The 13679-nt window shown below is 67.0% G+C and carries 9 protein-coding genes; 6 read left to right on the forward strand and 3 right to left on the reverse strand.

Annotation, left to right across the window (positions count from 1 at the left end; translation table 11 throughout):
* Positions 1-48 precede the first annotated feature (48 nt).
* Positions 49-1515, reverse strand: coding sequence for a CCA tRNA nucleotidyltransferase (locus AC6CH0_RS04810; RefSeq protein WP_498098626.1), 1467 nt, complete (start codon positions 1513-1515; stop codon positions 49-51).
* 80 nt (positions 1516-1595) lie between these two features.
* On the opposite strand from AC6CH0_RS04810, the gene AC6CH0_RS04815 reads away from it, so the two are divergent.
* The 6 genes from AC6CH0_RS04815 to AC6CH0_RS04840 all read left to right on the forward strand — a co-directional run bounded on the left by AC6CH0_RS04815 (position 1596) and on the right by AC6CH0_RS04840 (position 9604).
* The gene (locus AC6CH0_RS04815) at positions 1596-3965 is read left to right on the forward strand and encodes a DUF6049 family protein (protein ID WP_498098627.1); all 2370 of its coding nucleotides are present in this window, start codon (positions 1596-1598) and stop codon (positions 3963-3965) included.
* A complete protein-coding gene (gene murJ / locus AC6CH0_RS04820; RefSeq protein WP_498098628.1) occupies positions 3958-5580 on the forward strand; it encodes a murein biosynthesis integral membrane protein MurJ in 1623 nt (540 codons plus the stop codon). Before AC6CH0_RS04815 ends, murJ begins: the two co-directional genes overlap by 8 nt.
* Positions 5581-5752: 172 nt before the next feature.
* Positions 5753-6727, forward strand: coding sequence for a thioredoxin-disulfide reductase (gene trxB, locus AC6CH0_RS04825; protein WP_498098629.1), 975 nt, complete (start codon positions 5753-5755; stop codon positions 6725-6727).
* A gap of 108 nt (positions 6728-6835) precedes the next feature.
* Positions 6836-7159 (forward strand): thioredoxin, encoded by a 324-nt coding sequence (gene trxA / locus AC6CH0_RS04830; RefSeq protein WP_157428045.1) that lies wholly within the window; start codon positions 6836-6838, stop codon positions 7157-7159.
* 145 nt (positions 7160-7304) lie between these two features.
* A complete protein-coding gene (locus tag AC6CH0_RS04835) occupies positions 7305-8627 on the forward strand; it encodes an aminotransferase-like domain-containing protein (protein ID WP_498098630.1) in 1323 nt (440 codons plus the stop codon).
* A 17-nt stretch (positions 8628-8644) separates the two neighbouring features.
* Positions 8645-9604, forward strand: coding sequence for a D-alanine--D-alanine ligase family protein (locus AC6CH0_RS04840; RefSeq protein ID WP_498098631.1), 960 nt, complete (start codon positions 8645-8647; stop codon positions 9602-9604).
* A 144-nt stretch (positions 9605-9748) separates the two neighbouring features.
* On the opposite strand, the gene AC6CH0_RS04845 is transcribed toward AC6CH0_RS04840, so the two are convergent.
* Complete coding sequence (locus AC6CH0_RS04845; protein WP_498098632.1) at positions 9749-10729, reverse strand: ParB/RepB/Spo0J family partition protein; 981 nt, start codon at positions 10727-10729, stop codon at positions 9749-9751.
* A complete protein-coding gene (locus AC6CH0_RS04850) occupies positions 10729-11733 on the reverse strand; it encodes a ParA family protein (RefSeq protein WP_498098633.1) in 1005 nt (334 codons plus the stop codon). The genes AC6CH0_RS04845 and AC6CH0_RS04850 overlap by 1 nt, the downstream gene beginning before the upstream one ends.
* Positions 11734-13679: the final 1946 nt, after the last annotated feature.

The following is a 13679-nucleotide window of genomic DNA, read 5'->3' on the forward strand; positions in this document are numbered from 1 at the left end:
CACACGGGCAACCTTGACAGCATAGCGGATGCCTCGTGCCGACGCCATTCAGCCGCGGGCGCCCTCGGCCGTGTCCGGCGCTGCGTCGGCGCCACGCGCCGCCCACCAGGCGCGCAACCGTTCGGTCGCGACATCCGGGCCGATGGGCCCCTCATCGAGACGCACCTCGAGCAGGTAGCGGTAGGCCTCGCCGACGACCGGACCCGGCTGCACGTCGAGCAGGCGCATGATGTCGGCGCCGTCGAGCTCGGGGCGCACGGCGGCGAGCTCCTCTTCTTCGGCGAGCACGGCGATGCGCTCCTCGAGGTCGTCGTAGGCGAACGCGAGCTGATCGGCCTTGCGCCGGTTGCGCGTCGTCACGTCGGCTCGCGCGAGGATGTGCAGTCGTTCGAGCTGGTCTCCGGCATCACGCACGTACCGGCGCACCGCCGAATCGGTCCACGCAGCGTCGGTGTAGCCGAAGAAGCGGAGGTGCAGCTCGATGAGGCGGGAGACCGCGGCGATCGTGTCGTTGTCGAAGCGCAGCGCACGCAGGCGTTTGCGGGCGAGCTTCGCGCCGACGACGTCGTGGTGGTAGAAGCTCACCGCGCCACCCGGCTCGAATCGCCGGGTCGCGGGCTTGCCGATGTCGTGCAGCAGCGCCGCGAGCCGCACGACGAGGTCGGGGGAGTCGAGCACGCCGCGCGCGATCTCGTACTCGATGGCCTGGTCGAGCACGGTGAGGCTGTGCTCGTAGACGTCCTTGTGCCGGTGATGCTCGTCGCGCTCGAGCGAGAGGGCGGGCAGTTCGGGAAGCACGCGTTGCGCGAGACCCGATTCCACGAGCAGACGGATGCCGCCGCGGGGCGACCGCGTCAACAGCAGCTTCGAGAGTTCGTCGCGCACTCGTTCGGCCGAGATGCGGTCGATCTCTGGCGCGAGCGTTGTCATCGCCTGCAACGTCGCCGGTTCCACCGTGAACTCGAGTTGGGCCGAGAAACGCGCGGCACGCAGCATCCGAAGCGGATCGTCGCCGAACGACTGCTCAGGCGCGGCGGGGGTGCGCAGCACACGCGCCACGAGGTCTTCGACCCCGCCCGACGGGTCGACGAGCTCGAGCTTCGGCAGGCGCAGGGCGAGGGCGTTGACCGAGAAGTCCCGGCGCGCGAGGTCGTCTTCGAGGGTCGTGCCGAAGACCACCTCGGGCTTGCGCGAACTGCCGTCGTAGGCGTCGGCGCGATACGTCGTGATCTCGACCTGCTCCCCGGCGATCTTCGCGCCGATGGTGCCGAACGCACGCCCGATGTCCCAGGTCGACTCGGCGATCGGTTTCACGATCGAGAGGATCTCGTCGGGGGTGGCGTCAGTCGTGAAGTCGAGATCGTTGACCGCGCGGCCGAGGAATGCGTCGCGAACGGGGCCGCCGACCAGTGCGAGCTCGTGGCCCGATGCCTCGAACGCGACAGCCAGTCGTGAAACCGTCGGCGAAGCCGCCAGCTCGCCCAGCCGGTCGAGGGCCGCCGCGACACTCTGCATGCATCCATGTTAAACGGCCACCGGAGTCCCCTGTGGACGGCCGGGCGAACGCCATGCGGCCACGCCGTAGAATCGCCAGCATGGTGCCCGAGTCGAACCCTGCGCGCCGTCGGCGCTCACGGGTCGAATCGACGGATGCCGCGCGCCGATGCTTCGCGCGTCTCGCCGACCGTCCCCGCCGCACCATGGCCGGCATCGGCGCCACGGGCGCGGCCATCGCCATGCTGGTGACGGCGCCCCTGACGGCCCACGCGTCGCTGGATGCGTCGACGGCCCGAGTCGCCTCGGCTGCCGTTGCGCCCTCGACCGGCGGTGTCGTCATGCGCGTGGCACCGACGGTCGGCACGACGATCACGCCCGGCGCCCCGATCACCCTCGAGATCGAGATCGAGAACACGACGACCGAGACGATCGCTGCGGGCAGCCTTCGCGTCATGCGCTCGGCCGACGCGATCGACGCAGTCGTCGAGCTCGACGCGTGGCTCGAGCAGGGCGGCGACGACGCCGAGGCACCCGAGGCAGAGGCCGTGGCGCCGCAGGCGCTCGATGGCATCGCCCTGGCCGATGCCGAAGCGGGTGCACTCGCTCCCGGCGCGGTCGAGGTGATCTCGGTCACGCTTGCGCCCGACGTCATCGACGAGGTCGACGACGCTCCGGTCGTCGGGCTCGGCGCGGAGCTGGTGGTCGACGGAGCACTCGTGGCGGCCGCGACCGACGCCTACGCCAACAGCGCAGCGGCCGCGTCCGACCCGATCTCGCTCGCGCTCGCCTATCCGCTGACCGTGCCCGCGTCGAGCGCGGGCATCATCGGCGCCGATGATCTCGAGAGCTGGACCTCGCCGTTCGGCCTTCTCGCCCGTCAGCTCGATGCGGTGGCCGGCCGGCCGGTCGCGATCGCGATCGACCCGCGTATCGTCGCATCGATCCGCGCCCTCGGCACCGCAGCGCCGCCGTCGGCGCTCGCCTGGCTCGACCGTCTCAGTGGGCTGCCGAACGAGATATTCCCGCTCGCGTATGCAGACGCCGACGTCGCAGCGCAGGTGCAGCTCGGCCTTCCGTCGCCGCTCGCACCCATCTCCTTCGCCGACATCCTCGATCCAGACGACTTCACCGTCGACGCTTCGGGCGAGGGCGGCGGCGACGTGCCACCCACCGACGCGACACCAACGCCCACCGCCACGCCCTCGACCCCGGCCCCAGGCGGCGTGCCCAGCACCGAAGACCTCCTCGCGTGGCCGTACACCCGCACCGACATCACCTGGCCCGCCGATGACACGGTCGCCGTCGGCAATCTCGGCGTTCTCGCCGCCGCGGGTTCGACCACGGCGATTCTCGCCCCGGGCAACGTCGTGCCGGTCGAGCCATGGTCGAACGCAGCGTCGAACGTCGATGCGGCGACGGCGGTCGCCGCCGACTCGCGGCTCACCGCGCCGCTGCGCGAAGCATCCGAAGCGCTGACCGACGCCGAGTGGCGCGCAGCGGCCGGCCTGCTCGGCGCCGAACTCGCGCTCGGGGGGGCGACCACGAGCGCTCGCCCGCTCACCCTGCTCGCCACCTTCGACCGGAGCGCCGGCACGCAGTCCGCCAGGGTCGCCGCGACGCTCGACGCGCTCGCGGCGAACGCCGGGGTGATACCCGCTTCGCTCTCCGACGCCATCGGTGCTCCCCCGGTCGATCGCGCACTCGTCGATCTTCCCGAGCAGGATCCCCGCCGGTCCAACGTCGACCGGCTCGTGCGAGCCGAGGCAGACGTCGCCGCCTTCTCGACAGTGCTCGACGACCCCGGCCTCCTGTCCGGGCCGGCTCGGCGCGACCTGCTGGCTCTGCTCGACGTCGCGTGGCTCGATGACCGCGAGGCGTGGGACACGGCCGTCGGTCAATGGCTGTTGACGCAGCGCAGCACGATCGGCGCCGTGTCCGTCGTACCGAGCAGCCCGATCACCGTGGTCTCGAGCGAAACGGGCGTGCCAACGACGATCCTCAACGCCCTGCCGTATCCCGTGACCGTCGTCGTCGACGTCGACCCGTCGAACGGCCGCCTCATCGTCGACGACCAGGCGACTGTGACGGTGGAGCCCGAGTCGCGCCGCATCGTTCGCGTCCCGGTCGCCGCCGGCATCGGCAACGGCAAGGTGAATCTCACGGTCTCGCTCGCCTCCACGGCCGGGGTCCCGATCGGCTCACCGGTCGTGATCCCCGCGAACGTGCAGGCCGACTGGGAGGGACTCGGTGCCGCGATCCTCGGCATCGTGGCCGTCGCCTTCTTCGGCATCGGCGTGTGGCGAAACATCCGCCGCCTTCGCAAGCAGCGGGCCGAGAAGGCTGACGCGGCCGCGGACACGACTGCTCCCGACACCGCTGCACCCGACGCGGATGCCTCGACGGATGCCGCGGCACCGGTCGACGAAGCGGGCACCGGGGACCCCGACAACGAGCGCCGTGATGGCTGAGGATCGCATCGGACGCGCAAGCGTCTTCCTCGCGTCGGGAACGATCGTCTCCCGCCTCCTCGGCTTCGTGAAGACCGCGCTGCTCGCTGCCGTCATCGGCGCCAGTGGTGCAGGTGCGAACGCGTTCGCCGCAGCGAATCAGCTCCCGAACACGATCTACGTCGTCGTAGCCGGTGGCGTGCTCAGCGCGGTGCTCGTGCCGCTCATCGTGCGATCGGCAGCGCATGCCGACGGCGGCTCGGCCTACATCAACAAGATCGTCACGCTGGGGTTCACGATCCTGGCCGGAGCCGCGGTGCTCGCCACGCTGCTGACCCCGGTGCTGACGCTGCTGATCGGCTCCCGAATGAGCGACGGCGTCTTCTCGCTCGCGGTCGCGTTCGGGTACTGGTGCCTGCCGCAGATCTTCTTCTACGGCATGTATTCGCTGCTCGGAGAGGTGCTGAACGCCCGTCGCGTGTTCGGACCGTTCACCTGGGTGCCGGTGCTGAACAACCTCGTCGCTCTGGCCGGTCTCGGACTCTTCGCGGTGATCTTCGGCGCCGATCCCGATGGGCTCAGGTCGGCGGGGGAGTGGAGCGCCGGCATGGTCGCCCTTCTCGCCGGCTCCGCCACGCTCGGAGTCGCACTCCAAGCGTTGATCCTGTTCTGGTTCTGGCGGCACGCCGGCTTGCGTTATCGGCCCGATTTCCGGTGGCGGGGCGTCGGCCTCCGCTCGACCGCCGGCATCGCCGGCTGGACGTTCGGAATGCTCCTCCTCACCACGGTCGCGGGATTCGTCGAGACCTCCGTGGTCGGCGTCTCAGCGAACTCGGGCGACGAAGCTTCGGTGTTCGTCTTGCAGACCGCGTGGCTGATCTTCATGCTGCCGCACTCGGTGATCACCGTTTCGATCGCAACGGCCTACTTCACGCGCATGAGCGAGCATGCTGCTGTCGGAGAGGTCGATCGGGTCCGCGCAGACCTCTCGAGTGCCGTGCGCGGCGTCGGTGTCATCATCGTGGTGGCGGCCGCGGTGCTCATCGTCTGCGCCTACCTCTTCGCACGGGTCTTCACCGAGGTCGAGCCGCTCATCTGGTCGATGGGCAACGTGATCATCGCCTACGTCATCGGTCTCATCGGTTTCAGTGTGCTGTTCATCGTGCAACGCACCTACTACTCGCTGGGCGATACGAAGACGCCGTTCTTCTTCACGCTCGTGCAGGTCGTGTTGTTCATCTCCGGAGCGCTCGCGTGCATCGCCCTCCCGACCTCCTGGGTCGCCTTCGGCATCGCGGCCGTCACCACCCTGGCCGGTCTGGTGCAACTGATCGTCGCCATCGTGCTGCTTCGACGGCGCATCGGCCCGCTCGACGGCCGGCGCATCGCGGTCACGTTCCTCCGATCCGGCGTGGCGCTCGTTCTGCCGGTCCTCGCCGGCGTGACCCTGCTCTTCGTGCTCGGCGGAACTCAGGCCTCCGGCTTCGCGCTCTCGAGCGTGTTCGGCGCGATCATCTCCATGGCGATCATCGGAACGGTGATGGCGGTGCTGTACTTCGCCGGCCTCTGGGTGCTTCACTCGCCCGAGCTGCGTGGATTCGCCGCCCCCGTCCTCGCGCGTCTCCGTCGGCGCTGAGCACGCCGACCACGCCGGGCGCGGGTACCCGAGACGACCCCGACCACGGTGCATCCGTCACACACGGGATCACCGACCGGGTGCGGAATACCCGCCGCTTAGACTGTGTTGAGCATGTCGTGGCATCCGATTCGTTGAATGCTACGAACCACCAGCAACGACGGGAGCGGGTTTGCGCGACATCATCATCATCGGTTCCGGCCCGGCCGGATTCACCGCCGCGATCTACGCCGCCCGCGCGCAGCTGAAACCACTGCTCATCGCGAGTTCCGTCGAGATCGGTGGCGAGCTGATGAACACGACCGAGGTCGAGAACTTCCCCGGGTTCCCCGAGGGCATCATGGGTCCCGACCTCATGACGAAGCTGCAGGCACAGGCCGAGCGCTTCGGAACCGAGGTCGTCTACGACGACGTGGTCGAGCTCGAGCTCGACGGCCCCGTCAAGCGCGTGAAGCTGGGCAACGGCGACGAACACGAGGCCGCCGCCGTCATCTATGCGACCGGTTCGGCCTACCGCAAGCTCGGCCTCTCCGAAGAAGAGGTGCTCTCCGGGCACGGTCTCTCCTGGTGCGCGACCTGCGACGGCTTCTTCTTCCGTCAGAAGACGATCGCCGTGGCCGGTGGCGGCGACTCCGCGATGGAGGAGGCGACCTTCCTCACGCGCTTCGCCGACAAGGTCTACGTGATCCACCGTCGCGACACGCTCAAGGCGTCGAAGATCATGCAGCAGCGCGCGTTCGACAACGAGAAGATCGAGTTCATCTGGAACGCCGAGATCACGGCGATCCACGGCACCGACGCCGTCACCGGAGTGACGCTGCGCGACACCGCGACCGGTGACGAGCGCGGCCTCGACCTCGATGGGCTGTTCATCGCCATCGGAAACGATCCCAGAACGCACTTGGTGCACGGCAAGCTCGATCTGACGGCCGAAGGCACCATCGCCGTCGAGGGTCGGAGTTCGAAGACCTCGCTTCCCGGCGTCTTCGCCGCAGGCGACGTCGTCGACCCGCACTATCGTCAGGCGATCACGGCGGCGGGCTCCGGCGCGGCCGCTGCGCTCGACGCCGAGCACTACCTCGCAGCCCTCGGCAACGAGAACGCAGCCGAGGCAATCCTCGAGACCGAGTTCGCTGCCGTCAACTGAGCGGGCGCGCCCGGTCCCGGCGACACGGATGCCGCCACGCCACCTGACCGCGGCATCCCCTCGGACTCACGAATTCCACCGCAAGGCTTCACGAAAAGGGAGAACGCAATGACTGCACGTGCAGTGACCGAGGCCACCTTCGAGCAGGAGGTCCTCAACAATGAGAAGGCTGTCCTCGTGGACTTCTGGGCCGAATGGTGCGGTCCGTGCCGTGCCGTCAGCCCGATCCTCGACCAGATCGCGAGCGAGCACGCCGACAAGCTCGACATCGTCAAGCTCAACGTCGACGAGAACCCGCAGCTCGCGATGAAGTACCAGATCACCGCGATCCCCGCGTTCAAGGTCTTCGAGAAGGGCGAGGTCGTCAAGACCGTCATCGGCGCCAAGCCGAAGCCCGCACTCGAGGCCGACCTCGCCGCCTACATCTCGTAGTCGGCGGTCGAACTTCAGACCCGTCCGGCGAAAGCCGGGCGGGTCTTTCGCGTCTTCGGCACGCGACGAACGTGGAGTCCCGCGAAAGATCCACCCGGTGGCCAGCAACTAGCATGGACATCCTGAACAGAACGGAAGCAGCGCAGTGGCAACTGACGGCGTCCCCCAGCGGACCGGCAACAATCTCGACCCTTGGTACGCGAATTACGCCGAGCGAGCCGCCGGGCTGGCCGCCTCAGAAGTTCGAGCCCTCTTCGCCGTCGCCTCCCGGCCCGAAGTGGTGTCGCTCGCCGGCGGCATGCCGTTCGTCTCCGCCCTCCCGCATGAACTCATCGTCTCCTCGATGGAGAAGGTCATGCGCGAACAGGGCGCGATGGCTCTTCAATACGGCTCTGGTCAGGGAATTCCGCAACTTCGCGAACAGATTCTCGAGGTGATGTCACTCGAGGGCATTCGCGGTGCGGTCGACAATGTGGTGACGGCGACCGGCTCGCAGCAGGCGCTCGACCTCGTCGCGAAGCTCTTCATCGACCCCGGAGACGTGATCCTCGCGGAGTCACCGAGCTATGTCGGTGCGCTCGGCGTCTTCCGGTCGTACCAGGCCAACGTCGTGCACGTCGCGATGGACGAACAGGGCCTCATTCCCGAAGCACTCCGGCAGACCATCGCTGCGCTCCGCGGCCAGGGCCGACGCATCAAGTTCCTGTACACGATCCCGAATTTCCATAACCCCGCCGGCGTGACGCTCTCGGCGGAGCGGCGCCCCGAGATCCTCGAGATCTGTCGGGCGAACGAGATCCTCGTGCTCGAAGACAATCCGTACGGGCTGCTGCATTTCGACGAGCCGGCACCCAATGCGCTGCGATCACTCGACCCCGAGGGCGTCATCTATCTCGGCTCGTTCTCGAAGACGCTCGCCCCCGGGTTCCGCGTCGGTTGGGCTCTCGCACCACATGCGATTCGCGAGAAGCTCATCCTCGCGGCCGAATCAGCGATTCTCTCACCGAGTTCCTTCAGCCAGCTCGTCGTCTCCGAGTATCTGGCGACCACCGATTGGCGAGCCCAGATCGATACGTTCCGCGGTGTGTATCGCGAGCGGAAGGACGCGATGATCGACGCGCTGGGCGAGCACCTGCCGCAGTTGAGTTGGACGAACCCCAACGGCGGCTTCTACGTCTGGGTCACCATGCCCGATGTGCTCGACTCGAAGCAGATGCTGCCTCGAGCGGTGAAGGAGTTGGTCGCCTACACGCCCGGCACCGCATTCTTCGCCGATGGGCGCGGGCGCCACGCGATGCGATTGTCGTTCTGCTATCCGACGCCCGAGGCGATCCGGCTCGGCATTCGCCGCCTCGCGACCGTCATCAACGGTGAACTCGACCTCCTCGATACGTTCGCCGGCACTGGACAACTCCAGCTCCCGCCGAGTGCGGACTACGATTCCGCGCCGCCGTCTGATCTGAAGTAGTGGAGAAAACCCTGATCATGAGTGATTCCGCCGATCTCTTCGTCGTCGTGCTCGCGGGCGGCATCTCACATGAGCGCGACATCTCGCTGCGCTCAGGACGCCGGGTCGCCGACGCCCTGACCGCGGCCGGACATCGCGTCGTGCTTCGTGACCCTGATGCGAGCTTGCTCCCGTACCTGGTGAGCGAGCAGCCCGACGTCGTCTTCCCGGCACTGCACGGATCGAGCGGAGAAGACGGCTCGCTGCTCGATCTGCTCCACTCCATCGACATGCCGACGGTGGGATCATCGGGAGCTGCGGCCAGGCGAGCGTGGTCGAAACCCGTCGCGAGTTCGCTCCTCGGCGCGACCGGCGTCGCGATTCCCGAGTCGATCGTGCTCTCGCACGAGTCCTTTCGTGAGCTCGGCGCATCCAGCGTTCTGCACGTCGTTCGATCCGCTCTCGAAGGCGGTATCGTCGTCAAGCCGGCGTCAGGCGGGTCCGCTCAGGGCGTCTCGATCGTCGAGGACACCGATGACCTGCCCCGAGCGATGGTCGAGGCGTTCACCTACGCCGACGTCGCCGTTGTCGAACGACGCATCGTCGGGACGGAGATCGCGGTCGCCGTCGTCGACACCGGAGACGGCCCGCGCGCCCTCCCGGCCGTCGAGATCGAGCCGACGACCGGCGTCTACAGTTTTCAAGCGCGATACAACGCGGGGGAGACCACGTTCTACGCGCCTTCACGGCTCGATGATGCGACCATCACCGCCGTCTCGGAGGCCGCCGTGCTCGCACATCGCACGCTCGGACTTCGTGATCTCTCGCGCATCGACTTCATCGTCGACGCGTCGGGCACTCCATGGTTCCTCGAGGCCAACGTGATTCCAGGCCTCACCGAGACGTCACTCGTGCCGCTCGCGATCGAGGCATCGGGCACGGATGCTTCAACGCTCTACAGCTCGCTGGTGAACGCCGCCTTGGCTCGCGCTCGCTGAGTGCCCGACCGAGTCACGAAGGGCCGGCCCATTCGGGTCGGCCCTTCGTGCATTTCAGCCCTGTCTCCGAAGTCGAACGATCCGGCGGCGGGGCGAACCGCCTGATTTCAGTTCGTCAGGAACGATTCTCCGCGTGAATTTCTGTCACACGCCATCGAGATTCTCTCCGAGTTCCGTGAGGATGCGGCGAAGATCTTGCACTGTTGCGAAATCCACTGTGATCTGGCCTTTTCGAGCGCCAAGCGCAATCTTGACGCGGGTGTCCAGTCGATCGCCGAGACGATTCGCCAGATCCTCGAGGAAATCCTGGCGCTTGCCGGCGGAAGGCTTCGGCCGTGACGGTTTGGGCTCCTTCGTGGCGACGGCCTCGGCTGCTCGAACCGACAACTCCTCGTTGACGATCTTGTCGGCGAAGCGCTGCATCGCCGAAGCATCATCGCCGATCGAGAGGATGGCTCGGGCATGACCAGCGGTCAGCACCCCAGCGGCAACACGGAGCTGCACGGCCTCGGGGAGCTTGAGCAAACGGAGCGTGTTCGAGATCTGTGGCCGTGAGCGACCGATGCGCGAGGCAAGTTGCTCTTGCGTGATGCCGAAGTCGGCAAGGAGCTGCTGGTAGGCCGAGGCCTCTTCGAGCGGATTGAGCTGGGACCGATGCAGGTTCTCGAGCAGCGCATCGCGCAGCATGTCTTCATTCGCGGTGTCTTTCACCACGGCGGGAATCGTGTCGAGCCCGGCCGCCTTCGTCGCCCGAAGTCGCCGCTCGCCCATGACCAGTTCGTACTTGCCGGGAAGGTCGGGGTGACGTCGAACGACGATCGGTTGCAACACCCCGAACTCGCGCACGCTGTGCACGAGTTCGGCCAGGTCGTCGGGGTCGAACACGCTCCGCGGCTGCTGGGCATTGGGAACGATGTCGTTCGGATCGAGGCGCGCCAGATGAGCGCCGGGAACGTTGAGCAGGCCCTCGTTCGCCGCAGCCTGCTCGACGACCGCGACCGCTGCCGTCGGCTGCGACTCGGAATCAGGGAAGAAGACGTCGACAGGACGCGCCCGGCTGCTGTCGTCACCGCTCGGAATCAGAGCGCCGATTCCGCGGCCGAGTCCGGTTCGTTTGGTTGCCATTAGTTCGACTCCTCGGGTTTCGCAGCTCCGCGACGTGCAATCTCCGCGGCTGCCTCTCGGTACGACAGGGAACCGCTCGACGCGTAGTCGTAACTGATCACGCTCTGCCCATAGCTCGGTGCCTCCGACACTCGAACCGAGCGGGGGATGATCGTCGCCAGCGTCTGGGTCGGGAAGTGGTCGCGAACCTCTTGAGCGACCTGTTGAGCCAGATTCGTGCGGGAGTCGTACATCGTCAGCAGGATCGTCGAGAGCCGGAGCTCGGGATTCAGGTGCTTCTCGATGAGCTCGATGTTGCTGAGAAGCTGGGAGAGCCCCTCGAGTGCGTAGTACTCGCACTGGATCGGGATCAACACCTCGCGAGCGGCGACGAACGCATTGATCGTCAGGAGCCCGAGGGAAGGTGGGCAGTCGATGAACACGTAGTTGTAGGGATGCTCCATCGCTGCGAGATGTGCGTCGAGGGCACGTCGGAGACGCTGCTCTCGGGCGACGAGCGAGACCAGCTCGATCTCCGCGCCGGCGAGATGGATGGTGGCGGGTACACAGTCGAGCAGCTCGTGCTCAGTCGACTTCTGCACGACTTCCGCGAGTGCGAGATCGGCGACGAGTACCTCGTAGACGCTCTTGCGCTCCGAGCGATGGTCGACGCCGAGAGCGGTCGAGGCGTTTCCTTGCGGATCCAGATCGATCACGAGCACCCGGGCTCCAGATCGAGCCAGTCCGGCTGCCAGGTTCACGGCAGTCGTCGTCTTGCCAACGCCGCCCTTCTGATTGGAGATCGTCAGCACGCGAGTCGAAGGGGGCAGCGGAAGGACCGCTTCTTCGAGGGCAATGCGCCGACGCGTCTCGTCGGCGAGTTCGTAAGCCAGGGGAGTTCCTCCGTGCTGTGGAGACGTTTCACGTGAAACATCTGGGTCGTGAATGGGGGCTTCGGGGACGGGAGTGGGGGACTCGCGGGTGTTCGCGCTTGCGTGCGCGAGCGGGGCATCGCGTTCGTTCATGGCCGGTTCACCGCGTCGCGCGATGGATGCGGGGTCAGCGGCCTGATCGTGCCCGAGGGCAGCGTCGAATCGTTGGGGCTCATCAAGCCTCTGTGCGGCCGCCGGTGACGCCGGACTGTCAACTGGTCGCGGATACACCGTGGCGGCGAGCGTCGATGGTGCCTCGGTCGTTCCGAACGGGTGCGCCGGCGGGAGACGCTCGGCAGATGGGATCACGGAGTCGATCTCACTCGCATTCGTGGTGAGCGCATCGTCTGCCTCATCCAACGCCCGCGCCGGGTGCAGCGCCGACGCCGTGTCAGCCGTTGCATCACCGACGATCTCGCGGATCAGGTCTTCAAGCAGCCGGTCGGGCGCGGGAGCTGCGCGGGGATCATCGCGAGCACTGAGTGGCTCGGCTTCGTCAGTGAGTGCGGCTGCCGTCGCCGCATCCCAATCGATGCTCGTCGCCGCTGCAGCCGGGTCGACGACCTCGCGACCTGGCGCCGGTGAATGAGACGGTGCTGCCGGGGTGTCTTCCGCAGAGACGTCAGTCTGATGAGGATCGATGATCGTCGGCGTCGTATCAATGGTCATCTGCTCCCCGGCCGCGGTGGGGATATCGACCGTCGAGCTGACACGAGCTTCTGGGCTCCAGGCGGGGTACTGCTTCGCAATGCCCGCTGGGCGAATCGAGGGGAGAGACTCGGCGGTTGCCGATTCGGGCGCGGACCGCGTGGCCTCGAGTTCGGGAGCCGGACCTGAATGATCTGTGTTGCTGTTCATCTCTTCTGGCGTGGGCTGAGGGCGCTTGCGGTGAAACCAGCCACGTCCCCCGCCTTGTGCCATACCGACCGCTCCAACCGTGTGCCGAGGGAGTTTCCGGTGATCTCCGGAGGTCTCGACCCGAGAGTCCAGCCTAACCGCCGCAACCGACTCTCGACCTTTCGACGAGCGAACTGGGACGAGATCCGGACTGATCCTCGCTGGGAAAGACTCCCGGGCGGCATCGGGAGGGTTCATAGACCGTCGGTCCGTGCCTTCGGCGTCAAGGGGCGTGGGCGTTGCGGGGTGCGAGTGCCCGGCATCGTACGCTCGGCACGGGCGGGTCTTCCTCGGCGGAGTGGGCGCGACGGCGAACCAAGGCTCCGAGTTGCACGAACTGTCGGGCACTCGGCAGGAGTACGCAACGTGTTGGTCTCTCGGCGAGACGATCTCGCCGTGCGCACCGCCTGAAGTGTCGGAGGACCGCAGGCCCTGCGAATGGGGCGCGGTTGATTATGGGTCGCAACAGCTCCCAGCCGGAGCGTAATCCCTGCACTTCCAGACGCGCGCGGCACAGCGGTGCGCGGACTCGATCGCGTCCCAGCATGTCGGTGACCGGGCACGGAGATCAGCAGAGACCAGCGCTGGTCGGAGGGTCAGTCGGCCGAGCGCAGCGGGACGTGCATCACCTGCAGGACTGGGCAGTTCGAACGGCGTGGATGCCGTCGATCGCCGCGGGGGCGGAAGTGGCAGCGTGGTCGGTGGGTTCGCGCAAGGAGCGTTGAGATGAGCGGACATGGTTCGCGAGACGTCGTGTCGAGCTTCTCAGCCTGATGTTGACGGACATTGGGGGAGCGGCCTGGCAACTCGAACCGGACGTACGAACCGGTTAGCGGCCGAAGAGGTCCGGTGGCCCTCGCCATGCGAATGCTGCGGCGCTGGTGAGTGGACGCTCATCGAGGGTGTTTCACGTGAAACATGCCCCGGCTACCCGGAGCGAACGTATCGCGAATGAGCCCGCCGGCCTCACTGGCTGATGTTCATTCCGTTGGTCGCTGTCACTGAAGGCCGAACGCGCTCGAGGGACATGAAGGTGTTTCACGTGAAACATGAGCCGGTTGTGACCACGAGAGTGATATGCATCGGCCTCACATGCGCGGTGTCATTTGCGCGGGCAATCCCGTTGAAGGCGATCCAGGCTT

It is taken from the genome of Agromyces sp. GQ35 (assembly GCF_059758475.1).

Coding starts and splice junctions, on each gene's coding strand:
- AC6CH0_RS04810 (WP_498098626.1), bottom strand. CDS start 1,515: ATGCAGAGTGTCGCGGCGGCCCTCGACCGGCTGGGCGAGCTGGCGGCT.
- AC6CH0_RS04815 (WP_498098627.1), top strand. CDS start 1,596: ATGGTGCCCGAGTCGAACCCTGCGCGCCGTCGGCGCTCACGGGTCGAA.
- murJ (WP_498098628.1), top strand. CDS start 3,958: ATGGCTGAGGATCGCATCGGACGCGCAAGCGTCTTCCTCGCGTCGGGA.
- trxA (WP_157428045.1), top strand. CDS start 6,836: ATGACTGCACGTGCAGTGACCGAGGCCACCTTCGAGCAGGAGGTCCTC.
- AC6CH0_RS04840 (WP_498098631.1), top strand. CDS start 8,645: ATGAGTGATTCCGCCGATCTCTTCGTCGTCGTGCTCGCGGGCGGCATC.
- AC6CH0_RS04845 (WP_498098632.1), bottom strand. CDS start 10,729: ATGGCAACCAAACGAACCGGACTCGGCCGCGGAATCGGCGCTCTGATT.
- AC6CH0_RS04850 (WP_498098633.1), bottom strand. CDS start 11,733: ATGAACGAACGCGATGCCCCGCTCGCGCACGCAAGCGCGAACACCCGC.